This is a genomic window from Gilliamella sp. ESL0441 (assembly GCF_019469185.1).
In the GTDB taxonomy this organism is placed as follows: domain Bacteria; phylum Pseudomonadota; class Gammaproteobacteria; order Enterobacterales; family Orbaceae; genus Gilliamella.
In genome coordinates this window covers 2046357-2070465 of sequence record NZ_CP048264.1, presented here as the reverse complement: position 1 = coordinate 2070465, position 24109 = coordinate 2046357, and the positions used below count along the sequence as shown (strand labels likewise).

19 protein-coding genes are annotated in these 24109 nt (G+C 34.2%); 14 read left to right on the top strand and 5 right to left on the bottom strand.

The window, feature by feature from the left end:
• Positions 1-94 precede the first annotated feature (94 nt).
• Genes GYM75_RS09280 through GYM75_RS09250 form a run of 7 tightly spaced genes read left to right on the top strand, consistent with a single transcriptional unit; the run spans position 95 to position 6909 of the window.
• On the top strand, positions 95-1345 hold the full coding sequence (locus tag GYM75_RS09280) for a Fe-S-containing protein (protein WP_220215681.1): 1251 nt from the start codon (positions 95-97) through the stop codon (positions 1343-1345).
• A gap of 23 nt (positions 1346-1368) precedes the next feature.
• Positions 1369-2655 carry an ABC transporter permease gene (locus tag GYM75_RS09275; RefSeq protein ID WP_220215680.1) on the top strand — a complete coding sequence of 429 codons (1287 nt, stop codon included), beginning with the start codon at positions 1369-1371 and terminating at the stop codon, positions 2653-2655.
• Positions 2656-2671: 16 nt separating this feature from the next.
• Positions 2672-3814 carry an FtsX-like permease family protein gene (locus GYM75_RS09270; protein WP_220215679.1) on the top strand — a complete coding sequence of 381 codons (1143 nt, stop codon included), beginning with the start codon at positions 2672-2674 and terminating at the stop codon, positions 3812-3814.
• Positions 3815-3823: 9 nt separating this feature from the next.
• Positions 3824-4486: an ABC transporter ATP-binding protein gene (locus GYM75_RS09265; protein WP_220215678.1), complete on the top strand. Its 663-nt coding sequence runs from the start codon at positions 3824-3826 to the stop codon at positions 4484-4486.
• Positions 4487-4498: 12 nt separating this feature from the next.
• Positions 4499-4972, top strand: a complete 474-nt coding sequence (locus GYM75_RS09260; RefSeq protein ID WP_220215677.1) for a DUF4418 family protein — start codon at positions 4499-4501, stop codon at positions 4970-4972.
• A 51-nt stretch (positions 4973-5023) separates the two neighbouring features.
• The gene (locus tag GYM75_RS09255) at positions 5024-6235 is read left to right on the top strand and encodes an ABC transporter permease (RefSeq protein ID WP_220215676.1); all 1212 of its coding nucleotides are present in this window, start codon (positions 5024-5026) and stop codon (positions 6233-6235) included.
• A complete protein-coding gene (locus tag GYM75_RS09250) occupies positions 6235-6909 on the top strand; it encodes an ABC transporter ATP-binding protein (protein WP_220215675.1) in 675 nt (224 codons plus the stop codon). The genes GYM75_RS09255 and GYM75_RS09250 overlap by 1 nt, the downstream gene beginning before the upstream one ends.
• A gap of 29 nt (positions 6910-6938) precedes the next feature.
• Here GYM75_RS09250 and GYM75_RS09245 read toward each other — a convergent pair whose 3' ends face one another.
• Complete coding sequence (locus GYM75_RS09245) at positions 6939-7523, bottom strand: nucleoside triphosphate pyrophosphatase (RefSeq protein ID WP_220215674.1); 585 nt, start codon at positions 7521-7523, stop codon at positions 6939-6941.
• A gap of 562 nt (positions 7524-8085) precedes the next feature.
• Between GYM75_RS09245 and GYM75_RS09240 the strand changes: the two genes are divergently transcribed.
• The 7 genes from GYM75_RS09240 to GYM75_RS09210 all read left to right on the top strand — a co-directional run bounded on the left by GYM75_RS09240 (position 8086) and on the right by GYM75_RS09210 (position 17459).
• Positions 8086-8514: a universal stress protein gene (locus tag GYM75_RS09240; protein ID WP_220215673.1), complete on the top strand. Its 429-nt coding sequence runs from the start codon at positions 8086-8088 to the stop codon at positions 8512-8514.
• 343 nt (positions 8515-8857) lie between these two features.
• Entirely contained in the window at positions 8858-11308 is a 2451-nt protein-coding gene (locus GYM75_RS09235; RefSeq protein WP_220215672.1) for a type VI secretion system Vgr family protein, read from the top strand.
• The gene (locus GYM75_RS09230) at positions 11305-11892 is read left to right on the top strand and encodes a DUF4123 domain-containing protein (RefSeq protein WP_220215671.1); all 588 of its coding nucleotides are present in this window, start codon (positions 11305-11307) and stop codon (positions 11890-11892) included. Before GYM75_RS09235 ends, GYM75_RS09230 begins: the two co-directional genes overlap by 4 nt.
• On the top strand, positions 11876-12703 hold the full coding sequence (locus GYM75_RS09225) for a hypothetical protein (protein ID WP_220215670.1): 828 nt from the start codon (positions 11876-11878) through the stop codon (positions 12701-12703). The genes GYM75_RS09230 and GYM75_RS09225 overlap by 17 nt, the downstream gene beginning before the upstream one ends.
• Before the next feature lie 16 nt (positions 12704-12719).
• Complete coding sequence (locus tag GYM75_RS09220; RefSeq protein WP_220215669.1) at positions 12720-14288, top strand: hypothetical protein; 1569 nt, start codon at positions 12720-12722, stop codon at positions 14286-14288.
• Between the two features lie 26 nt (positions 14289-14314).
• The gene (locus GYM75_RS09215) at positions 14315-15850 is read left to right on the top strand and encodes a hypothetical protein (protein ID WP_220215668.1); all 1536 of its coding nucleotides are present in this window, start codon (positions 14315-14317) and stop codon (positions 15848-15850) included.
• A gap of 16 nt (positions 15851-15866) precedes the next feature.
• The gene (locus GYM75_RS09210; RefSeq protein ID WP_220215667.1) at positions 15867-17459 is read left to right on the top strand and encodes a hypothetical protein; all 1593 of its coding nucleotides are present in this window, start codon (positions 15867-15869) and stop codon (positions 17457-17459) included.
• A gap of 200 nt (positions 17460-17659) precedes the next feature.
• Here GYM75_RS09210 and rlmKL read toward each other — a convergent pair whose 3' ends face one another.
• The 4 genes from rlmKL to GYM75_RS09190 form a co-directional block, all read right to left on the bottom strand.
• Positions 17660-19780 carry a bifunctional 23S rRNA (guanine(2069)-N(7))-methyltransferase RlmK/23S rRNA (guanine(2445)-N(2))-methyltransferase RlmL gene (gene rlmKL, locus GYM75_RS09205; protein ID WP_220215666.1) on the bottom strand — a complete coding sequence of 707 codons (2121 nt, stop codon included), beginning with the start codon at positions 19778-19780 and terminating at the stop codon, positions 17660-17662.
• A gap of 131 nt (positions 19781-19911) precedes the next feature.
• Positions 19912-20463 carry an MltR family transcriptional regulator gene (locus GYM75_RS09200; RefSeq protein ID WP_220215665.1) on the bottom strand — a complete coding sequence of 184 codons (552 nt, stop codon included), beginning with the start codon at positions 20461-20463 and terminating at the stop codon, positions 19912-19914.
• The gene (locus GYM75_RS09195) at positions 20453-21631 is read right to left on the bottom strand and encodes a mannitol-1-phosphate 5-dehydrogenase (RefSeq protein WP_220215664.1); all 1179 of its coding nucleotides are present in this window, start codon (positions 21629-21631) and stop codon (positions 20453-20455) included. The genes GYM75_RS09200 and GYM75_RS09195 overlap by 11 nt, the downstream gene beginning before the upstream one ends.
• Positions 21632-21708: 77 nt before the next feature.
• Positions 21709-23604: a PTS mannitol transporter subunit IICBA gene (locus tag GYM75_RS09190; RefSeq protein WP_220215663.1), complete on the bottom strand. Its 1896-nt coding sequence runs from the start codon at positions 23602-23604 to the stop codon at positions 21709-21711.
• Between the last annotated feature and the right edge of the window lie 505 nt (positions 23605-24109).

The window sequence follows — 24109 nt, the reverse complement described above, 5'->3', positions numbered from 1 at the left end:
ATTTAACCAAATCGAAATAATGAGTAATAAAGTACTAGATTATTGACGAGTTTAACGCTCGTCAATAATAAATAGCAATAATTAGGCAATCATTATGCTTCAATACCTGATCAACATCACCGATAATACTTTTGTCCCTGCAATTATGATAGCGTTAGTTTGTGCGCTAATTTATAAATTCAATACCCTTCATATAAAAACATTTATCGTTATTGGTAGTATTTCGGGATTTATTGCTGCATTATCCTATGCCATTTTGAAACGTAACACAGGTTTTGCTGTTCGTGAGTATTACGATCTTGGTATCATTATTTTTTGGTTAGTTATTACTCTTCCATTGTTAATCATCATCCTTATTCGAATGCGTTCATCAAGACCAATTTATCAGCACTTATTAATAGGGTTATCTGTATTTGCTATTGGTTTAATTACTGCTCAGTGTCTACCAAATTTAATACTTTTTCCTTTTGAATTCGATGTTGGAATGGAATCTATTTTTAATAATGATTATCTGTTCAAATGGATTGGTTATGGATTTGCACTATTGTTAGTTTTTTTTATTGGTCGGTTTACTTATCGAATATGTGGTCGTTTACCGACTAAATTTGTTATTGTTATTGCCTATTTATCTATTGTGATCTATACGATTGCAAATAGTATTAATCTTCTTCAAATTTTAATTGTCAGACGTCTCATCTCCACACAAAAATGGATGATGGATTTAGTTATTTTTATTCTGGCACATGTCAATTTGTTTACATTTATTTTTATGGCAATTGTGCTGTTAATCACGATTGTTTTATATATAAAATCTAAAACAACTTCTTTAGTCGGGAGTAATCCGGCTCAAATCCGCAAAATCAAAGCACAGCTACGCACAGATAGAAGAACCTCGTTACTACTCATGGCTGGCATAGCAATGACCGCTTATACCGTTACACGTGCGCGTTATATCTTTGAAAAAGGGGTGGAGTTAACGCCAGCTGAGCCTGTTTCTGCAAATAAAGAGGGGTTAATTGTTATTCCTCTTACTCAAGTCAATGATGGTAATTTACATCGATATGGCTTTCAAGCATCCGACGGTACGTTAATTCGTTTTATCGTTATCAAGAAAAGTGAGAATGCTTATGGCGTTGGGTTTGATGCATGTGATATTTGTGGAGCAAGTGGCTATTATCAGCGTGGCAATCAAGTGGTTTGTATTTTATGTGATGTGGTTATGAATATTGCCACTATCGGATTTTCAGGTGGCTGTAATCCAGTTCCACTTAAATATGAGATTATTGACGGAAATATGGTGATTCGCACCGCTCACCTTGAAGCAGAAAAAACTCGCTTTAAGTAGAAGTTTTTCCAAAGGAAGAAGATATGTTTCACAGAATGTTACTAAGTGTATTAGTTCGTCAAAAAAAGAAGCTGTTTTTGATAGCATTAACCGTTGCTTTAGGGGTATCGTTAGCAACCGCCATGTTAAATGTAATGTTTGACGTGGGAGATAAAGTGAATCAAGAACTCAAAGCTTATGGCGCTAATTTAAACATCGTGCCGCGTAGTACGGCTTTAGTCAGTGAACTGTATCAAATTGAAAATGCTGAAAATCAAGCCTCTATTCAATATATTAAGCAAGATGATTTAGTCAAAATAAAAATGATCTTCTGGGCATATAATATTGTTGATTTTACCCCGTATTTAACCACTCAAGCAACCTTTAATGGTAAGCCAATTACGCTTATTGGAACATGGTTCAATAAGCATCTTAACATACCAACAGGTGATGAAGTGGATACGGGGATGTTAGCGATGAAGTCATGGTGGACAATTGAAGGAAGCCCCATGCAAGATGATAACTTGCATGGTGTAATGGTTGGCGAGACAGTCGCTAAACAGTGGAATTTAAAAATCGGTGATACGATTGAACTGATTTCGCCGCAAACTAAAAATACGATTACATTAACCATCAATAATATTTTTCATAGTGGTGGAGTTGAGGATTCTCAACTTTATGTTTCCCTTCCTGTTGCGCAAAACTTAGCAAATAAAAATGGTCTTGTTGAACGGATCGAAGTGAGTGCGCTAACGACGCCTGAAAATGAATTGGCTCGAAAAGCAGCGCAAGATCCTAATAGCTTATCAAGAGCAGAATGGGATACATGGTATTGTACAGCATATATTAGTTCGATTGCCTATCAAATAGAAGAGTTGATGCCAGATGTGCGAGTAAAAGCCATTATGCAAGTCGCCGAATCTGAGGGATCTATTTTACAAAAAACGCAGTTATTAATGCTTTTATTAACGGTTCTATCACTAATTTGTTCCGCGCTTGCTATTTCTAATTTAGTGACTGCTAATGTCATTGAGCGTAGTACTGAAATCGGACTTTTAAAAGCACTTGGTGCAACCAATAAAGCTGTTGCAATGTTAGTTTTAACCGAGATTTTTATTATTGCCTTGTTGGGTGGTGTTTTCGGCTATTTTATTGGTCTTGGCTTTGCACAGATTATTGGTCACACGGTATTTGGTTCATTTATTGAGCCTAAAATGCTCATCATTCCATTGGTATTCATCATGGTGAGTTTTATTACGTTTATGGGAAGTTTACCAGCATTGCGTTTTATGATGTTTTTACGCCCAACTGATGTTTTACATGGACGGTAATTGAAAGGTCAAAATCATGATTAATAAAAATCAGCGCTTTATCATTAAAACAGTATTTAGCTCTCTAATTCGTCGCCGTTCACGTATTCTTATTGCTTTACTTGGTGTGGCACTAGGGGCAACAGTTTTACTTGGTATGATAACACTTTGTTATGATATTCCTCGCCAAATGGGAAAAGAGTTTCGATCCTATGGTGCCAATATGTTATTAATGCCTGCTGATAATCAATCCATGATGACAATGGAAGATGTCTCAAAAGCGGTAAGTTTATTACCAAAAGAAAAACTACTTGGTGTTACCCCGTTTCGTTATGAATCTATTCGCAGTAATCAACAGCCTTATATTATGGTTGGTACGGACTTTGAACAAGTGATGAAAACAAGTCCTTATTGGAAAATTGAAGGCGAACTACCTAAACATTCCCATGAAATTTTAATCGGTACCGATATTGCAAACTTTACCAAATTAACCATTGGAAGCACCATGCCGGTTTTAGGAAAAAACAAACAAGACTCACGCTACAACGAAGAGTTAACAATAACGGGAATTATTAAAACCGGACGTACTGAAGATGGTTATATTTTTATTGGTTTACAGGATCTAGGGGAGTTTTTGAAGGATACAGATAAAGCGGAAGTGGTAGAAGTGAGTATTACAGCCACACAAGATGAGTTAAAACACTATATTGATAGGATAAAAGCAAACTCTTCAACGGTCGACCCTCACTTAATTAAATGGGTAACACAATCTGAATCATCCGTATTGGGTAAATTGTCTTCATTACTTTATTTAGTCACTTTTGTGGTGCTAATACTGACTATGATATGCGTTGCCACCACCATGATGACGGTAGTCATGGAGCGTCGAAAAGAAATTGGACTGAAAAAAGCAATTGGTGCAAACAATAAAAGTATCGCAAAAGAATTCTTAGCCGAAGGATTAGTCTTAGGCATTATCGGTGGGATGATAGGTGTCGTTTGTGGAATGATATTTGCACAGGTGATAAGCACTAATGTATTTGGTCGATCTATTGTGATTGAGTTTTACCTTATCCCAACAACAATTGTTATTTCAGCTATGGTGACTGTCATTGCGTGTTTAATTCCCGTAAAACGAGCGCTTGAAGTTGAACCTGCACTTGTTTTACGTGGCGAATAGGATGTAAGTATGAATATACTCGAAGTTAATAATGTCTCTAAAATTTATGGTTCACTGCATGCATTATCGGAAGTGAACTTAACCGTCGAAGAAGGAACATGGTTATCGATAATGGGGCCGTCAGGGAGTGGTAAAACCACATTGATGAACATTATCGGTTGTATGGATAAACCTTCAATTGGATCAGTAATACTTGATGGGCAAGATATTACTCAACTCTCATTACCACAATTAACCGAAATTCGCCGAGATAAAATTGGATTAATATTTCAGCAATTTCATTTAGTCTCTTATTTAACGGCGCTCGAAAATGTCATGATAGCGCAATATTATCATAGTATGGTAGATGAAAAGGAAGCTTTGCAAGCATTAGAGCGTGTAGGGCTGGCAGCAAGAGCTAAGCATTTACCTCGCCAGTTGTCAGGCGGTGAGCAACAACGTTTATGTATTGCTCGAGCATTAATTAACTATCCGAAATTAATTTTAGCCGATGAACCAACGGGTAATCTAGATGAGAGTAATGAAGCAATGGTGATGAACTTACTTCATCAGCTACACGAAGAAGGTAGTACTATTATTGTCGTAACGCATTCGGTTGACGTCTCAAAACATGCACAAACCACCGTCGTTTTAGAGCATGGTAAAGTGGCACGTGTGATTAATAATAAATAAGGCTTTAATGATATGAAAAATCGAATAATTTTATCACTATTTTTTGTGTTTCTTGGATTAATGATTATCCTATTTCCCATCTATATTTTACCTGTGTGTCCTCATCCCGATGCACTAGTCAATACGGCTCATGGCATAAACAATCAGGTTGCCAATACTGGGCATATGCATACAGGTGCCGGTAAAATTATGAAGTGTTTTTGGACTGCCCGAGCCGAATTAGGTATTGGTGCATTAATCATAGTAATTGGCACATTAATGTTACTGAGTCGGACAATTTTTGTTCGTCTTGGTTTAAGTATGGCATTAGCGTGTATTTCACTTTTGGCTATCGCTATTCCGACTATTTTAATTGGGGTATGCTCAAACGAGATGATGCGATGTAATATGGGCGCAAAACCTGCTCTAGTTTTGTTATCTGGTATTTTATTTGTTGTATCGATACTTAATTCACTCTATTTAAATAAACTCATTAAAAAAAATTAAGTATGAATTAATAAGATCATTAAAAAAATATTAGATAGATGGACATAAAACATGCAAGAAACTCCTATAACTATTGCCAATCTAGCATGGCGAAATATACAACGTAGACCTTTTCGTAGCTGCTGTCTGATTATTATTATCATGCTATTTTCTGCGACACTGTTCGGTGGTAGTGTATTAATGAAAAACCTGAGTTTAGGGATTTCAGGTATGGCGGATCGTTTAGGAGCAGATATCCTGATAGTCCCTTATGGTTATGAAAAAAATCTTGAAGTAGCATTATTGCGTGGTGAACCGAGTAGTTTCTATTTGAAAGTTGATTTAATGGATAAAATCAAAAATATTAAAGGGATACAATCTATTTCACCGCAACTTTTTATCGCTTCGTTAAACGCTGGATGTTGTAGCTCCAAAGTGCAATTAATTGGCTTTGATCAACATAGCGATTTTGTCATTAAACCATGGTTACAATCACAGTTAACTAATCCATTAAACGATAATGAAGTTGTGGTTGGCGCAAAAATTACATCAAATATTGGGGATGAAATTATGTTTTTTAATCATCCCTATAGAGTGGCAGCAAAAATGGATTCAACAGGTATGGGGTTTGACACCTCTGTATTTATGACTATGTCAGCGGCACAATCTTTAATGAAAGAAGCAAAATTAATTGAAGGTGATATTGAACATTTTACCAATTATGCCTCATCGATTTTTATCAAGGTTAATCCTGATTATCAACCTAAAGATATCGTTAATCAAATCATGCCCAAATATGCTATAGATTACAATATCGACTTTGTTATGACTAAAGGTATGTTAAGCAATATAGCTAAATATTTAAACAGTTTTTCGACCATTGTGTATAGCTTATCTGCTACCTTCTGGATACTGGCTATTGCGGTGATCTTTATCATTTTTTCTTCGACATTAAATGAGCGTAAACGAGAAATTGGACTACTTCGAATTTTAGGCGCCTCACGTCGTGATATTGTCAGCATGTTACTACGTGAATCATTAATTATTAGTGCATTAGGCGCTATTGCCGGAATCATCATCTCTGGCGTGTTGTTATATGCATTTAGCTTATTGATTTGCCAATCAATTGGTTTACCGTGTATGAGCATTTCACTGTTAGATGCATTAATCTATGCCACAATAGTGTTTATTCTTACTTTAATTATTGGGCCTCTTTCATGTATCTACTCAGCATTATCTATAACTAAATTTGATACTTATCGCACATTAAGAGAGGGTGAATAATGTTGTTGGAGATTAAAAATTTACGCAAGGATTATCAACGAGGTAAGCAAATTTTCTCGGCAGTGAATAACGTAAGTTTCACAATGAATAAAGATGAATTTGTTTGCATAATGGGAAAATCAGGTAGTGGTAAGACCACCTTACTTAATATGATTGCTGGTTTACTTACGCCAACTCAAGGTAAAATCATACTTAATAATACCAATTTATTTGAGCTTGATGATCAGCAAGTGTCTGCGTTTCGTAATCAACAGATTGGTTACATTCCACAAGGTAGCAGTTTGTTGCCAAATTTAACGGCATTAGAAAATATTCGCTTACCTTTCTATCTAACCAAACGCCAAAATCAACACTGTTTAAGTTATGCTCAAAGCCTACTTGAAAAGGCGAAGGTCAGTTATCTCCAAGATGCCTATCCTGCTAATATGTCAGGCGGTGAAATGCGACGTATTGCTATTTTACGTTCACTGATTTGTCAGCCAAAACTTATTATTGCTGACGAACCGACAAGCGATCTGGATGAAGAAAGTGCTGCTGACATTATGCAACTTTTATCCGATATACATCATCAAGGTACTGCACTATTAATTGTCACACATGATAATGATGTGGCAAGTTATAGCCAAAAAATTATGAAAATGTCAGCGGGTCGATTGACCAACGAAGAAAGATAAGTCAGTGTGTTACTTAAGTGAACGCTGACTTATGAGATCAAAAGTGGATTATATCCCATTGTTATCATAATTTTATTCAATTTTAACAAGGGTAAACCCACTAGCGAATTGATATCCTCACCCTCTAATTTATCAAATAAAGTAATGCCGAGTTCATCACATTTGAAACTACCAGCACACTGTAATGGCATCTCTTTTAAAATATATGCGTCAATTTCAGCATCGGTTAACTGGCGAAAAGTGACTTTAAAAGGTTCACAAATTGTGGTTGATTGTCCATTGACGGTATTGATAACGGTCATACCAGTATAAAAATAAAACGCTTTACCACTGCTATTTCTTAATTGCTTACGAGCATTTTCGACAGTATGGGGTTTACAAACAATCTGATCATCTAAAACGCCAACTTGATCAGAACCAATAATTAAGCTATTTGGATATTGAGCCACTAATGACTGAGCTTTAAGCGTTGCTAAACGCACAACTAACTGTTTTGCAGATTCTCCAAGCAGTGGAGTTTCGTCACAAATAGGTGCTACGCACTCAAATGGAATGGCTAATTTTTCCAGTACTTTTTTTCGAGAAAGTGATGTTGATGCTAATATGATTTTCATGTCAATTTATCTTTTAAAATCCAAGCTAAAGGATAAGCATTAAAACCGATATGACCTTAATAATCAATAATCTTAAGCGCAGTAAGTAAAGTCATATCACAATGTTGATTGCTCTTCTTTGGGCACTTTTTTATTAATTGATTAACTATAATTTTTGAAATTTTTCATGAACTGCAAGATTGGCTGAACAGTCGATAACAACAAAATCGGTTATACAATGAGTAATTCCAATTGGTTTTTATTTATCCCATATAGTAATAATAAGATTAGCATGATTGTATATTGCTTGAAAGGGTAAAGCATTATCAGGGGATCGACGTTGCTCCAACCTATTTTTTATATCAGTTTGTTGCTTGCGTTAAAGTTAGTTTAATATATACAACTATAAACAATTTTTCACCATTATAAATAAGATCAACACAATTGCACCAAACATTCAGTTTGATTAATCGTAAGTTAAAATATTAGCAAATAAACTAAAAACTAGTATCATAATTAGCAATGACTCTGTTTTTTTGAATAAAAAGATGCGTTATCAAATGCTATTTGCGAGGTACTTGTTATGTATAAAAAAATTCTTGTTCCTATTGATATTCTTGAAAACGATCTAACAAAAAAGGTCATTCCACATTTGGAATGTTTAGCCAAATTATCGAATGCGGACGTTATTTTTTTTCACGTTTTACCTATTGCATCCGCTATTGTAAATGCTTACTCATTTGGTTTTGATGAATTTAAAGATAAAGCAACGGTGCAAACTGAACAAGCATTTCACCAGTTGCTTGATACCATTAACCTTCCACGAGAAAACTTATCGTTTTCGATAGCATTTGGTAATCCAAGAGATGAAATTCTCCATATAGCAGAAGAATTAAAACCCGATTTAATTATATTAGGATCTCGCCGTCCAAATATTACCACCCATTTATTAGGTTCCAATGCATCCGGTGTTGTTCGTGGCGCTCAAACGTCAATTTTAGTTGTTCGTTAAAGTTTACCCAATAGATACCTATAAGGAGTGAATATAAAAGCTCCTTGTAGATAGTTATCTATTTTTAGAGTGATTATCAGTGCGAAAATTATGATGATTGAAATTTTAGCAATACTTGGATGCTCATTTTGATATTTCTTAAACCAACTGGTTACCCAAATTTAAATAATTACTCCTCAAAATATATTCTGCCATATATCAATAATAAAGAAAATTCATTATCTTTTTCAGATATATAAAAAAGTAAATAACAGTAAAATGAGTTGACTGCATAATGAAAACACGTATATTAATTTACGTGTTTTAGCTTATCATTATTATGTGATTTATGTAGTCATTTTACATGGATAGTCAAAAGTATTTAAATATTAAACGTGAGGTGGGAATGGATATAAAGGGGCAGTTTACCAATGGTTTATCTTCTTTTATGGAAAATTCAGCACTCAATCATTATATTCTTTCCATTGATAGTGTTGATGCCTCAGCGGAAATTTCAGTATTATCAATAGAAGGTAAAGAAGAATTAAATCAGCCATGGCGGTATACGATCAATTTTAATAGCCCTAATAAACATATCGCTATTGATTCTGTTCTCAGCCAGCCAGCTTCCTTAACTTTTCAATCAGCTAACCTTATAGAACAACTCATTGAAATAAGTGGATTAATTGATAAACCAAGGACGCTATACGGCATTATAACCGAATTTAGCTTAATATCGATGAGTCAGGAACAAGCGCAGTATCGAGTGGTATTAGAGCCACGTGTGGCGTTACTGTCAAATCATCATCAAAGTGCAATTTTTCAGAATCAAAGTGTTGTCGAGGTGGTGGAAGAAGTACTACGAAACCATGGTTTTACAGGTATAGATTTTAGATTTGAATTAAAGGAATCCTATCCGATACGTGAATTTATCACGCAGTGGCAAGAATCGGATTTAGCGTTTATCAAAAGGTTAATGTCAGATGTCGGAATATGGTTTTATTTTGACACACATCGTGAACATAACTGTGATGTAATGGTCATCAGCGATTATGAACAGGGATTTCAGGATGCAGGTAACATAATCATAAAACAGCCAAGTGGCTTAAATGACAACTTAAAATATAGTGTATGGAATTTACAATTCAGAAGTAAAACCCAACCCAACCAAGTTAGTGTCAACGATTATAATTATCGAATGGCAAATAGTTCGCTGTATGGAAGTGCTAATAGTCAGGTAGAAGATATCACCACGCGTGGAGAAGATTATCGCTATGAAGAACACCCTAAAACATTGGGTGATGAGCTTACGGTTGAAAGCGGTATGTGGTATGCGCATATTCGCCATCAACATTATATCGCTGAACAATTAATTATTTCGGGAGAATGTAATAACTATCAGCTAATCCCGGGTCAGCATATTATCATTGACGAATGTCCGATTAAGGATATGGATGAAGGAATCATCATTTTATCCACGCAAACGTTAGGTAGCAGAGCAGAGCCTTTTCGTATGCATTTTACCGCCATTGCTTATGCAGCCTTAAAACCATATCGACCGGCACCGTTGCCATGGCCTCAAGTGAGCGGAACATTGCCGGCACGGGTGACAAGTCCGGATAATGACACGTATGGTTATATCGATACTCAAGGACGATATCGAATAAAATTCAATTTTGATTTAAAAAACTGGAAAAAAGGGGAAGAAAGTTTATGGGTAAGGCTGGCAAAACCTTATTCAGGTGATACATATGGCTTTCATTTTCCATTAATAGATGGAACAGAAGTCGCGATAGGCTTCACGAATGGTAATCCCGATAGACCTTATATAGCTCATGCGATGCATGACAGTACCCATCCAGACCATGTAGCAACCGCCAACAAACATCGTAATGTTATTCGAACACCTGCCAATAACAAATTGCGTATGGATGATAAACGTGGACAAGAACACATTAAATTGGCGACCGAATACGGTAAAACCCAGCTTAATTTAGGGCATTTAGTTGACAGCGAAAAAACTAAACGTGGTGAAGGGTTTGAACTGAGAACGGATGAATGGGGAGCGATATCTGCTGAAAAAGGACTATATATAACAACCGAAACCAAACCTAATGCAACAGCTAAACAACTAGATATGGATGGGGCAAGCGCACAACTAAATAATGCTTTTTCAATTGCAGAGTCATTACAACAAGCTGTTCAGGCTTCCAAAGCCCATGCAGCCGAACTTGAAAGTCAGTCAGAACTTAAAAATACTCTTACTCAGTTAAATCAAAGTGGAATAATGGGGTACGCTAAAGAAGGTATTGGATTAACAAGCCCTAAAAATATTCAATTATCAACCAGTAAAAATGTTTCGATTATCGCCGAGGATAATACTGATATTAGTGTACTTAAAAAAATTACTTTGGCCGCTGGTGGAGCGTTAAGTTTTTTTGCTCATAAAATGGGTATAAAACTGTTTGCATCAAAAGGAAAAGTTGAAATTGAAGCTCAAAATGATGAGATGGTAATTACTGCAAAAAATGAAATTCAAATTAGTAGTATTGATGACTCTGTTATTTTAACGGCTCAACGTGATATCACATTAATCAGTGGTGGTTCTTATATTAAAATAAATAGTAATGGCATTGAATTAGGCACTAAAGGCAATATCCTATTAAAAAGTGGTTTATTTCAGAAAATGGGGCCAGCGAGTATTAATATTAATACGCAAGAAACTCATTTTGCTGATATTCCTCAAACTTCGCTTTGTGTCGAATGCTTAAGAAGGGCGGCTCGTCTTGGCGAAGTTATGTTGGAGATTGAATGATGAATGATAATAAAGTTTCCCTTCCAGAATTTCCTAAAAAGCAAGATATTATCGATGATCTTAAACAAGAATCAGATGATTTATCTACGGAAAACGTTGAAGAAAAAATCTATTGTTATGCAATTATTGACTGTGCACAGTTTGATAGTTGTTTTTACAAAATGTTTATCAAAGATCCCAATCTAATTTGTTGCTCTTTATTAGCAAATACGCCTTACGTTAAATCGTCAGAAGCAGGCCCCTTATTAATACAGATAGAAAAATATGAGCCTAGTTATCAAAATATTATTAATGAAATTTTAATTGCCCAAGTTGAAAAACCTTCTGTATTGTGGTTGTGGAGTAAAGCATCTTTCTTTTCTTTACAAGACTATTTAAAAGAACTGCTTTTTGCAGAAAACGAACAAGGTAAAAAATATTTCTTAAGATTTTATGATCCTCGTTGTTTCAATAATATGTTAGAGCTATTCAAAGCTGATAAGAATATTAGCTATTATCTCGAAAAGATAGAAAGTTGGGCAATACTTTGTGATGATCAATACCTATTTTTTAATAAGGATAACCATTATGCCGTTAAAGATTGATGATAAAGTCAATGTCATATTAAAAAAACAATCCATTGAGAATTATCTGGATAAACTGGTTAGCCATTGTCAAACAAACTATGCTTATCTGCGTGAAGCAGTTGGCTCTACAGCGCTCAAAAATATTTTACGATTAAGTTTAAATCATGCTAAACAAAATGGGTTTACCCAACAAGATACAACTCGATTCTATATTGATTTAATGATTTTGTTAGGCGCAAAGTTTCGTGATGATCCTCAATATAGTTGGATAAAAAAAATATTTGATGATTATCATGATTTTACTGAACTAACCATAGCAGAGGTGTTGTATTTTGATGTTATCCCTTTTTTAGAAAAATCGTATGGAGAAGGACTCTGTAACAAAGGTGAAATTTTTAAAAAACTTGATGATTATTTGAAAAGGCAACCACTAAAACATTCTACACCAATAGCTCCTGCCGATATCAATAAAGATAATATAAAACAAGAGGTTGTTAATTCATTGAATGAAATCGTTCAAGCTAAGTTTGAAGCAACAAAAGAAGATGATTTTGAAAAATTATTAACATTTGGTCTTGATAGAGCTCAAAAACATTTGCATATGAATCATCCCGAAGAAATTACGACAAGTATAGTATTAATGTTTATATTGGGTAGCTATTTTGATGAAGACCCTTTTGTAATAGGTACCGAAAAGAACCTGATAAAGGAATTTGAAGGAAATAATGACTCACCAAGATTCAATACTATCTATGAAAGGTTTTGTTTTCAGTTCAATTGGTTGCCATTGCTGATTAAAATTAATACGAATGAAATGAGCCAAGCTTAAATAAAAGAGTTTTAGAATGCAAATAACATCTATCATTGAATTTCCAAAAACTACTTCTGCTGTCGAGAATTATTCTGCTTCTTGTTTAAAAAAATTTACTATTCATTTTAGAAGACCAGCTAAGATAAAACAAAAAAATAATGCACTTTATCGGGGGGAATATGGTTTTGATTGGTTACGAGATGAATATGTTTATCCGATTGAATTTGTTGATATGAAAGAAACTTACCCGTCAAATGGAGATTGGGTGTCTGTTAAAAAATATACATCTTTATGTCAACAACCTTATTTTCTAAAAAAAGAGTATTTAAAAGATGTAAAAAATCCTATAAAACCCTATAACAAAGATTATTATCCTGCTTGGCTTGCTATCTATGCTTGTAATATTGAAGGAAACGCAAATTCTCCAATGCACAATAAAGGCGTTGATCTCAATCTTCAATTAGATGAAATTGATTCAATCATTAATGATGGTACCGAAATAATTTTAAAACCGGGAAAGCCTTGTTTAAAAGTAAATCCAGAGCGTATTCCAATTTCAAAATTTATAGCACAAGGAAAAAAAACCAGAATCTTGGATCAATATAGCAAAGAAAAGATTAATTATTATGAAATTGAAAATGCGGTGAATGTCATTTGTCAGGGAGGGACTTTGGATACTCACGAGGAAATAAAAGTATTTGCTAAACTGGGTGATACTGAAATTGAAGTAGGAAAACTCATGGTTTATCAAAATAATATCATACCTAAATTAAAGGTTAATTTAGTGTGTGTGGTATTAGATGAAGATGAGAATGGAAATAAGATTATTCCTGATTATGAGAGCGCTATTAATCACTTAAAAAATGAAAAAATATTAACTCAGGCATTGATCAATCTCGAATTGTTAGCAGTAGAAGCGTTTGATATGCTTGAATTGGCCCAAACACTAAGTTTTGAAACGGATCTCAATGACTTTATAACGTTAATTAAAAACGAAAAAGTCATGAAATTGGGAATAATGCCGAATGGAATGAATGCAGCAGAATATATTAGCAAAAATATAATGAAATTTTACAGAAAATATAGTCAGCTTATTACTTCTCAAAATGAAGGTAGTGTAACGATATTTTTTGTTGGATTAAATCCGTTAGATGGGGATGTAGCTGGATTAACGATTAATTCTCCTAATGAAAAACATTATGTTGGAGTAACGAAAGAAGAGAAATTGTTATACCAAAGTTACTGTTTTTTTTTCAAAAGTGGGCTTAATAATGCTCTCTCAATTAAACATGAAGTTGGACATATCATGGGTTTACTCCATATCTTCCAAAAATTAAGAGATAAAACATCAATTTCTGAAAGTCAATTCTATCATTCTGAATTAAATGAATTTAACATTTATAGCAAAATAACCAAGGATTTTATTTTTTATCAAGGCTACACAGAAAATATAATGGATTATAATTTTAAAACAATAAATGCAAAACCTGAAAAATTTTCAACTTTATATACTCATGTATTAAACCAATACGCAAAAAAAATGGATTCATTTTATAAATGGCAATGGGATTCAATGCGTCAATCTTCACTGTTGAAATATTAGTTTACTGGTTATTAATGGTTATTTAAGTGTCAAAAAAATTGTTTTGTAATTTTCCGAAAACAAGTTCATTAATTGGTGATCCGACCGCCTCATGTTTACAAAAATTTACCATTCATTTTAGAAGACCAGCTAAGATAAAACAAAAAAATAATGCACCTTATCGAGGGGAATATGGTTTTGATTGGTTACGAGATGAATATGCTTATCCTATAGAATTTGTTGAAATGAAAGAAATTTTCTCGCCAAATAGAAGCTGGGATTTTGTTAAAAAATATACACCGCTATGTCAACAGCCCTATGATCTAAAAAAAGAGTATCTAAAAGATGTAAAAAATCCCATAAAACCATATAACAAAGATTATTATCCTGCTTGGCTTGCTATCTTTGCTTGTAATATTGAAGGAAATGCAAATTCACCAATGCACAATAAGGGTGTTGATCTTAATCTTCAATTAGATGAAATTGACTCAATCATTGATGACGGTACCGAGATAGTTTTAAAACCAGGAAAGTCTTGTTTAAAGGTAAATCCAGAACGGATCCCAATTTCAAAATTTATAGCACAAGGAAAAAAAACCAGAATATTAGATCAGTATAGTAAAGAAGAGATTAATTATTATGAAATCGAAAATGCGGTGAATGTCATTTGTCAGGGAGGAGCCTTGGATACTCACGAGGAAGTAAAAGTATTCGCTAAACTGGGTTCTACTGAAATTGAAGTTGGAAAATTGATGGTTTATCAAAATAATATTATACCCAAATTAAAAGTTAATTTAGTGAGTGTGGTATTAGAAAAAGATAAGAATGGAAATAAGATTCGTCCAGAATATATGAGTGCCATAAATCATTTATTAAATGATAAAGTCTTAACTCAAGCATTGATCAAAAGCGAATTATCAGCAGTACAAGAATTTGATATGTTTGAATTTGTAAATAAACTAGAAGTTAAGGATGAACTCCAAACTTTTTTGAGATGGATTGCAGAAAGAGAAAAAATGGCAAAGGAGCAAATACCGCATGAAAAAGTCAATTTAGAGGTAGACTATATCTGGAAAATAGTAATGGATTATTATAGAAAATTTCAAGAAGTTAACGCATCTTCAAAAGATATTAATAGTTATATTTATAATGAAGATAGTTTAACGATATTTTTTATTGGATTAGATCCGGTCACTGAATTTTTGAGTGGAGGGACTTACAATTATCCTTACGATAAACATAATAATGATGTAACTAGGGAAGAAGAAAAGTTATACCAAGCATATTGTTTTTACTTCAAAAGAGCTTTTAGTGATGCGATTGCAATTAAACATGAACTAGGCCATGCAATGAGGTTACACCATCTCTTCGAAAAACCAAAAGATGAACCTTCAACTTCTAATAATTTTCTTTTTTATCTGGGTTATACGGAAAATATTATGGATTATGGTTTTAAATACATAGATAAAGAATTACCCTCAAATAAATTAGTTCAAGGGTATAATCAATACGACAAAAAAATGGATTCATTTTATAAGTGGCAATGGGATAAAATGCGTAAATCTTCTATGTTAAAATATTAACTTAAAGGGGAAATTTATGATTAAAGATATTGCAAAAACAACATTTTGCGATTTTCCAAAAACAAGTTCATTAATAGATGATTTGACCACATCATGTTTAAAAAAATTTACTATTCATTTTAGAAGACCTGCTACCATAAAACAAAAAAATAATGCACCGTATCAAGGTCAATATGGTTTTGATTGGTTACGAGATGAGTATATTTATCCGATAGAATTTGTTGATCTGAAAGAAGATCAATTTAGAAATTTAATATACATAAAAAAATATACTCCCTTATGTCAACAACCCTATTTTCTAAAAAAAGAATATTTAAAAGATGTCAAAAATCCTATAAAACCCTACAACAAAGATTATTATCCTGCTTGGCTTGCTATCTATGCTTGTAATATTGAAGGAAACGCAAATTCTTCAATGCACAATAAAGGCGTTGATCTCAATCTTCAATTAGATGAAATTGACTCAATCAATGATGATGGTACGGAGATAATTTTAAAACCGGGAAAGTCTTGTTTAAAGGTAAATCCAACTCAGATTCCAATTTCAAAATTCATAGCACAAGGAAAAAAAACCAGAATCTTGGATCAATATAGCAAAGAAAAGGTCAATTATTATGAAATTGAAAATGCGGTGAATGTCATTTGTCAGGGAGGGACTTTGGATACTCACGAGGAAATAAAAGTATTTGCTAAACTGGGTGATACTGAAATTGAAGTAGGAAAACTCATGGTTTATCAAAATAATATCATACCTAAATTAAAGATTAATTTAGTGAGTGTGATATTAGAAAAAGATGAAAAAGGAAATAAGATTCGTCCAGATTACGTGAAATCAATTAATAGTTTATTAAGCAATAAAACATTCAATCAGGCATTAATCAAACCCGAAATAACATCAATTGAGGAATTTGATATGCTAAAATTTTCTGAAGAAAATCCGCAGAATAGTAAACTAAAATCTTTTTTAGATAATGTTAAAAATAAAGCTCTTATGTCGAAGAAGGTGAGTAAAAATAAATCACCAGATAAATATGTGTTTTTTAGGATAATACATTACTATAAGGTATATAAAGAAATTCTCAATTCTTTCAACGAAAAACAAAGTAATCCACAGAATCATATCGTAACGTTATTTTTTGTTACCGTGAATCCATTGAATGGAAGGATTGGAGGTTTAACTATAAAAGATTTTAAGGAAATAAACCATAAAGGTATAATAATTGAAGAAAAGATGTTATACCACGGTTATAGTATTTATTTCCAAAATTCGCTAAAAGATAATTGCACAATTCAACATGAACTAGGGCATTCACTGACTTTACATCATATTTTCGAAAAACAAGTATCGAGTCCACCAATAACTGAACGTTTATTTAATCAATTTGAATTAAATAATTTTAATATTTATTCAGAAGTCACCAATGATTTTGTCTTTTATCAAGGATATACGGAAAATATTATGGATTATAGTTTCAAAAGAGTTTCAATTAAAATTGAAAAAAATTATGTTCTATCAAATTCAGATGATAACAAATATCGAGGTAACAGATATTCATTTTTTAAATGGCAATGGGATTTAATGCGTAATTCTCCTGTTTTGGTGTATTAACTGACAAGCTTATTTATAAGTATTAAAATATAATACTCTGATTTCAAAAATTTTATTAATAGATGAACCAAGAATTAAACGGTGGGTAATAATAAAAAATTAGAGGCTGACTAAATTTATTTTTGAATAAAATAATCAGCCTTTAAGTAGCTTTAATTTTCAGAATCACTGTATAAGAAGCATTCAACTTGCAATGGCTATTAATTATGTTTAATAATAAAACAACAATGAATCTGTTTATTGCGTTTAAAGTCTAATGATAGTGTTTTATTAGTGATTTCTTGAAAGGTTAAGCCTAATTTTTGCATACCTTGCGCATCCATTTTAAAACCTCGTTTATTATTCGAAAATACAATAACGCCATTTGGTCTTAGTAATCGTTTTAGATCGCTCATTAACTTAAGATGATCACGTTGAACATCAAATGTCTCATTCATGCGTTTAGAATTTGAAAATGTCGGGGGATCGATAAAAATGAGATCAAATTGTTCATTGCATTGAGCAAGATAGAGCAAACAATCAGCTTGAATTAAGCGATGTTTTTTACCCGTTAAATCATTTTGTTTTAAATTGCGATCTGCCCATTCCAGATAGGTACGTGACATATCCACGGTGGTAGTTGATTTTGCATTGCCTAACCCTGCGTAAACGGTGGCAGTTCCTGTGTAAGCAAACAGATTAAGAAAATCTTTATTATCACTCATTTCACCTATCATTTTACGTGCCAAGCGATGATCTAAAAACAGGCCTGTGTCTAAATAATCAGTCACATTTACCCAAAATTGGGTTTTACGGTGATTGATGGGGTATTCATGCACTAAAAAATAATCCTGCTTTTGAGCAAGTTTTTGATATTGTTGTTTACCTTTTTGCTTTTCCCGAGTTTTTAAGATCAGTTGATCGGCTGTTAATTCTAATACAGACATAGTCGCATTAATGATATCAAATAGCCGTTGCCGTGTTTTTTGAGGATCAATATTTTTGGGCGCTGCATATTCTTGCACGACAACTTTGTCTTTGTAACGGTCAATGGCAACATTATATTCCGGCAGGTCAGCATCATAAAGACGATAACATTCCAATTGCTCTTGAGTAGCCCATTTTTCCAGTTTTTGCTTATTTTTACGTAATCGATTCGCAAAATCCGCTGCCGGTAAATTAGGATTAGAAACCGGTAGCGTGTTATCACGTTTGGCGATGACATAATTTTTTTGCACACAATCCAGTGGGCCATTTTTTGCCTTAAATTGCTTATCTGCACGCATTTGTAAGCAATCTAATAGTTGTGGGGCTCCACTAAACAGTGATAGGCGCCAACCACCAAAATGTTGTTTAATAAGTTGACCTAACGCAGTATGTAGGGCAATGAGTGCAGGTTCACTTTCTAAACGCTCACCGTAAGGCGGATTGCTGATAATCATGCCTGATGATTCGGATGAAAGTGGATTGATTAATTGAGTTACATCTTGTTTGGCAAAACTAATATAATCGCTCACGCCTGCATAACGTGCATTTTGTTGTGCACGTTCCAACACTATTGCATTATTATCATAACCAATAAAAACGCCTTTGGGGTGGCAAATATTCTGTTTTGCTCTTAATAGCAGATCATTCCAAAGTATAGGATTAAACCCTTTCCATGCTAAAAAGCCCCATTGTTTTCGATGAAATCCTGGTGGGATTTTAGCTGCAATCATGGCTGCTTCAATTAACAATGTACCCGAACCACACATAGGATCAAGTAGCGGTTCATCAATTTGCCAGCCTGATCGTAAAATGATTGCTGTCGCTAAACTCTCTTTTAGTGGTGCTTGACCTGTTTGTTGACGATAACCACGTTGATGCAGGCTCTCTCCACTTAAATCGAGGGATAGCGTAACACGATTTTTATGAAGATAAGCATGAATTCGAATATCGGGATCGTGTTTTGCAACATTGGGACGCCTATTGGTTTGTCGGACAAAATGATCGACAATCGCATCCTTGATTTTCAATGCACCATATTGACTGTTACGGATAAAATCATTTACCCCGACAAAATTGATGACAAATGAATTATCGACGGCAAAAATATCAGTCCATTTTAGATTAAAAACGCAAGAATAGAGATCCAAATCACTATATATATCAAATTCAGCAAGCGGTAATAGAATGCGTGATGCTAAACGAGACCATAATAAAGACTGATATAACGTTGTTTCATCGGCATCATAATAGACACCACCTTGAGTAATTTTACAATTGATCGAGCCTAACTCTTCTAACTCTTTCTTAAGTAACTCCTCAAGTCCGCGCGAGGTGCTGGCAAATAACGTTTTCATGAATAACCCAATTTACAATAAAATGGGGGCATTATACCGACTAAATGAAAGAGTGGGAAATAAAGCCGATCATTACCGCTAACTTTACCCACTTAAAATAATTTTTACGTTAAAAAGTCGGTAATAGACAGTTAATCATGATCTTTATGTTTGGGTTTATTACTAATTCGAAGTATAAGATCGGTGATCGCAATAATCAGTGCTGAACGGATCATTTGCTGATAACGATTTTGTAAAATGGATGATTTAAAATTATCGACAATCCCGAGTTCGGCAACTTGATCTTGTTGTAACACCCAATTTTGCGGTAACACCATATCATGTAATAAGCTTATCGGTCCAAGAATCTCGTCATCACTATAATGATAGTGTTTATCACTAAGATCCAGCTCATCTAAAATGGCAATAAGTAATTCGATATCTTCATAATCTGCACGGCTTAAAATGCCCAAAGCAAAAAGCAATTTTAAACAAACAGATGTATCATTTAAAGGCCCATTTTTACCAATAAGTGAAGGAATCACAAATTTAATGGCATGGGGTTCCTTACAAAAAATGTTGAGAATCAACCGATTCACACTTTTGTTGATCAGTTTAATGGCGACAGTCAGCAAACTGTGAATATCAGTTTGCTGATTGAGTTTTTCTAGTATTTTATCTTCTTGTAGCCTTTTATCCGACATCTTTTAATAAAAATTGATGATTTTGCATTGCAGTATAAAGTTCTTCGATTGGTTGAACAACTGGATTATGACTATCAATGCCCGAAATTTGACAAAAAGTGGGTATCACTCCATGATTAACAATCTGTTTTGCTAATTGCACTGCTTGTTCATCATCATTATTCCGATAGTTAAGGGCAGCAGCAATACCAATCAATAAATTACAATTGTTAATCTGATATTCAAATGTGCCAAGTAGCGGTTTTATGAGACGATCACTTGCTCCTAATTTTCGTATGGGTTGACGTCCAACTCTGGCGGTATCATCGTGTAAATAGGGATTTTCAAAACGGGATAAAATCTTTTCGATATATGCCATGTGTTTTTGATCATCAAAATTATAGCGATGAATCAATACTTGCCCACTTTCTTCCATTGCTCCACGAACAATGAAACGAATTTGCTCATTCAATATTGCATCACGGATAGTTGCGAAATTGTAGTAAAAGCCCAAATAGGCCGTAATGGCATGCCCGGTATTGAGCGTAAATAATTTACGTTCAACAAAAGCCATAAGATTATCGACAGGCTCCATACCGGTTATATTCGGAATAGTACCAATAAATTGTTTTTTATCAACTATCCATTCTGAAAAGGTTTCAACCGTTACGGCTAATATATCACCTGATGGTGATAGGGTCGGCGGCACAATGCGATCGACTGCAGAATCAACAAAACCAATATGTGTTTCTACCCATTGATGTAAGGTTTCAGGTAATTGTGCAAAGATTGCTTGCTTAAATTGAGTAGTACCACGAATCATATTTTCACAGGCAATAATATTTAGCGGCGCTTGATTATCGTGTTGATATCTTTTCAAAATACCTTGAGCAACAATTGGGGCAATCTTATTCAATACTTGTGGACCAACAGCGGTTGTAATTAAATCAACCGTTGCAATGTGGTGGCAAATGTTAGGTGATGTACTGTTAATGGCATCGACGTGATAGACTATCTCAGTACTTGCCTCTTCTCCAACTACATTGACCGAATATTGATGACGATGTGCCAATTCATCAATAATTTGCTGATTGACATCAGCAAAAGTGACGTGAAATCCTGCATCAGATAATAATTTACCAATAAAACCGCGTCCAATATTACCCGCGCCAAAGTGTAATGCTTTCATAATTTATACCTTATATCTTGTGAGTTTCAATAATGTTCGAGTTTTCTTACCTAAACGTAAGGCGTACAAAAACAGCATTAGCCTAATAAGGCTAAAACCTCTTTCACGCTGTGAGTTGTTGTGAGTTTTGTAATGGTATTGGGGTTATCGAGAGCGTTGGTCAGCTTTGCAATCACGTCCAAATGCTCGTTGTTACGTGCAGCTATCCCAATAACAATTTTGGCGTAATCCTCTTTGTTATCACCGAACTGAACACCTGAGGGGTATTGGCAAAATACGATACCTGTATTAATTACACTGTCTTTAGATTCAATGGTGCCATGAGGGACAGCGATAAATTCACCTAAATAGGTTGAAGTCAATTTTTCACGTTCTAGCATCGATTCAATGTAGGCAGGGGAAACATAGCCATTTTCTACTAATTTTTGACCGGCAAAACGGATTGCTTCTTCTTTTGTTTTGGCGGTTAAATTTAAAAAAATATTTTTGTCGGTTAATTGGAAGAGAGGGGAATTATCGGAAGTTTGGGGGGAATTTTTTGTCGTTATCTTTTGTTCAATTCCTAGTGCGTGGTTAAGTTGGTCGACTAATTGACTGTATAACTCACTATCTAAAAAGTTAGTTAACGATATATGCCAAGCATTGGGGGCATACTGTCTGGCTCGGTGCGTTAAATCTTGATGCGTAATGACGATATCTACATCATCGGGCAGATCATTAATGGCTAGATTGCTAACATTGATTGCCAAGTTGGCATTTTCAATCTTCTTGCGTAAAACACCGGCACCCATTGCACTTGATCCCATGCCTGCATCGCAAGCCACGATTATTTTTTTGACTTTAGCTAGATCAAACGTTTCATTTTTTCTTCCTTTAGCCTCATCTTTCATGCTTGAGAGACTTAATTTGGCATCATCAAGACTTTTAGACGATGTTTTGGTTGTTTTTAATAAAATCAATGACATAACAAAAGAGACAGCCGTCGCCGCCATGACTGAAAGCGTTACGCCAAAATAGGAACCTTTTGCCATACTCATTACAGCAAAAATCGAACCGGGCGAAGCTGGAGCTGTTAAACCTGCATGAAAAACGGTTAACGTGAATATTCCGGTCATTCCGCCCATAATAACGGCAATAATCAAGCGGGGATTCATTAACACATAGGGAAAGTAGATCTCATGAATTCCGCCAAAAAAATGAATGATCGCAGCACCACTAGCCGATCCTTTTGCGGCACCCTTACCAAAAAACATATAGGCCAGTAAAAGCCCTAAACCGGGACCCGGATTGGCTTCAATTAAAAAGAAAATCGATTTACCGGTTTCTGCTACTTGTGTCACACCCAATGAGGTAAAGACACCATGATTAATGGCATTGTTGAGGAACAAAACTTTAGCCGGTTCGACCAAAATAGAGGTGAGTGGCAATAATCCATGATCAACCATAAATTGGACGGCGATAATCAATATATTGGTTAACCAAGCCACGGCTGGACCAATTGCAAAATAAGCAATTAGTGCAAGCATCATACCAAGAATGCCAGCTGAAAAGTTATTGACTAACATCTCAAAACCACTTTTAACTTTACCATCTATTAAGCGATCAAATTGCTTGATCATAAAGCCGCCTAAAGGACCAGCTATCATTGCGCCTAAAAACATTGGTATAGATGACCCGACAATTACGCCAATAGTCGTAATCGCACCAACAACGGCACCACGGTCGTTATACATGAGTTTACCGCCGGTATAACCAATTAATAGTGGCAGTAAATAAGTGATCATCGGCCCAATAAACGATGTTGATACACGTTCATTTGGAAACCAACCCCCAGCACTGGGATCCCTTGCATTGTATAAAAAAATAGCGGTGATCAACCCCCATGCGATAAATGCGCCAATATTTGGCATAACCATATTGCTTAAAAAACGCCCAAAATTTTGGACTTTAACTTTTATGTTTGAACGACTCATTTTCGTTACCTTCCTTATTGATTGATGTCATTGAATTAACACTATTTTAGATACGTTCATGGCGTGGATTCATTAGAAAAAGTCAGTAAACGTGATCAAGATCACGTTGCAAAAGGAGGGGTATTTTTAAAATTTGTGATCTTAATCACACTTTAATGGGGTGAACAAAAAATATTCTAAAAAAGCGGAAGGAATATCAAAAAAATTTCAAAAAAAACAGTAGGTAAAATTTTAATTATTAGATTATATAAATGATTTAACTAGTTATTTAAACCAAGTTGTTTTGAAGTATGAATCTTAATTTCAAATTGAATACTTTATGATTCATGTTATTTAAAAATAATAGGATAACTAGTAAAAAAGCGGGTAAAGTAAACTTGTTATTAATTTTTAGTTTTAGTAGGAAAGAATATATTTTAGTTTTAAAAATGATATGCCCCATTTTTAAAAATCGAGCTTAGGTAGATTGAATCATCATATTGTTTTGACAACAATTTTTATTTAG

Bases quoted from the DNA above. Each gene is read 5' to 3' on its own strand.
- GYM75_RS09280 (WP_220215681.1), top strand. From the start codon at position 95: ATGCTTCAATACCTGATCAACATCACCGATAATACTTTTGTCCCTGCA.
- GYM75_RS09275 (WP_220215680.1), top strand. From the start codon at position 1,369: ATGTTTCACAGAATGTTACTAAGTGTATTAGTTCGTCAAAAAAAGAAG.
- GYM75_RS09270 (WP_220215679.1), top strand. From the start codon at position 2,672: ATGATTAATAAAAATCAGCGCTTTATCATTAAAACAGTATTTAGCTCT.
- GYM75_RS09265 (WP_220215678.1), top strand. From the start codon at position 3,824: ATGAATATACTCGAAGTTAATAATGTCTCTAAAATTTATGGTTCACTG.
- GYM75_RS09260 (WP_220215677.1), top strand. From the start codon at position 4,499: ATGAAAAATCGAATAATTTTATCACTATTTTTTGTGTTTCTTGGATTA.
- GYM75_RS09255 (WP_220215676.1), top strand. From the start codon at position 5,024: ATGCAAGAAACTCCTATAACTATTGCCAATCTAGCATGGCGAAATATA.
- GYM75_RS09250 (WP_220215675.1), top strand. From the start codon at position 6,235: ATGTTGTTGGAGATTAAAAATTTACGCAAGGATTATCAACGAGGTAAG.
- GYM75_RS09245 (WP_220215674.1), bottom strand. From the start codon at position 7,523: ATGAAAATCATATTAGCATCAACATCACTTTCTCGAAAAAAAGTACTG.
- GYM75_RS09240 (WP_220215673.1), top strand. From the start codon at position 8,086: ATGTATAAAAAAATTCTTGTTCCTATTGATATTCTTGAAAACGATCTA.
- GYM75_RS09235 (WP_220215672.1), top strand. From the start codon at position 8,858: ATGGATAGTCAAAAGTATTTAAATATTAAACGTGAGGTGGGAATGGAT.
- GYM75_RS09230 (WP_220215671.1), top strand. From the start codon at position 11,305: ATGATGAATGATAATAAAGTTTCCCTTCCAGAATTTCCTAAAAAGCAA.
- GYM75_RS09225 (WP_220215670.1), top strand. From the start codon at position 11,876: ATGCCGTTAAAGATTGATGATAAAGTCAATGTCATATTAAAAAAACAA.
- GYM75_RS09220 (WP_220215669.1), top strand. From the start codon at position 12,720: ATGCAAATAACATCTATCATTGAATTTCCAAAAACTACTTCTGCTGTC.
- GYM75_RS09210 (WP_220215667.1), top strand. From the start codon at position 15,867: ATGATTAAAGATATTGCAAAAACAACATTTTGCGATTTTCCAAAAACA.
- rlmKL (WP_220215666.1), bottom strand. From the start codon at position 19,780: ATGAAAACGTTATTTGCCAGCACCTCGCGCGGACTTGAGGAGTTACTT.
- GYM75_RS09200 (WP_220215665.1), bottom strand. From the start codon at position 20,463: ATGTCGGATAAAAGGCTACAAGAAGATAAAATACTAGAAAAACTCAAT.
- GYM75_RS09195 (WP_220215664.1), bottom strand. From the start codon at position 21,631: ATGAAAGCATTACACTTTGGCGCGGGTAATATTGGACGCGGTTTTATT.
- GYM75_RS09190 (WP_220215663.1), bottom strand. From the start codon at position 23,604: ATGAGTCGTTCAAACATAAAAGTTAAAGTCCAAAATTTTGGGCGTTTT.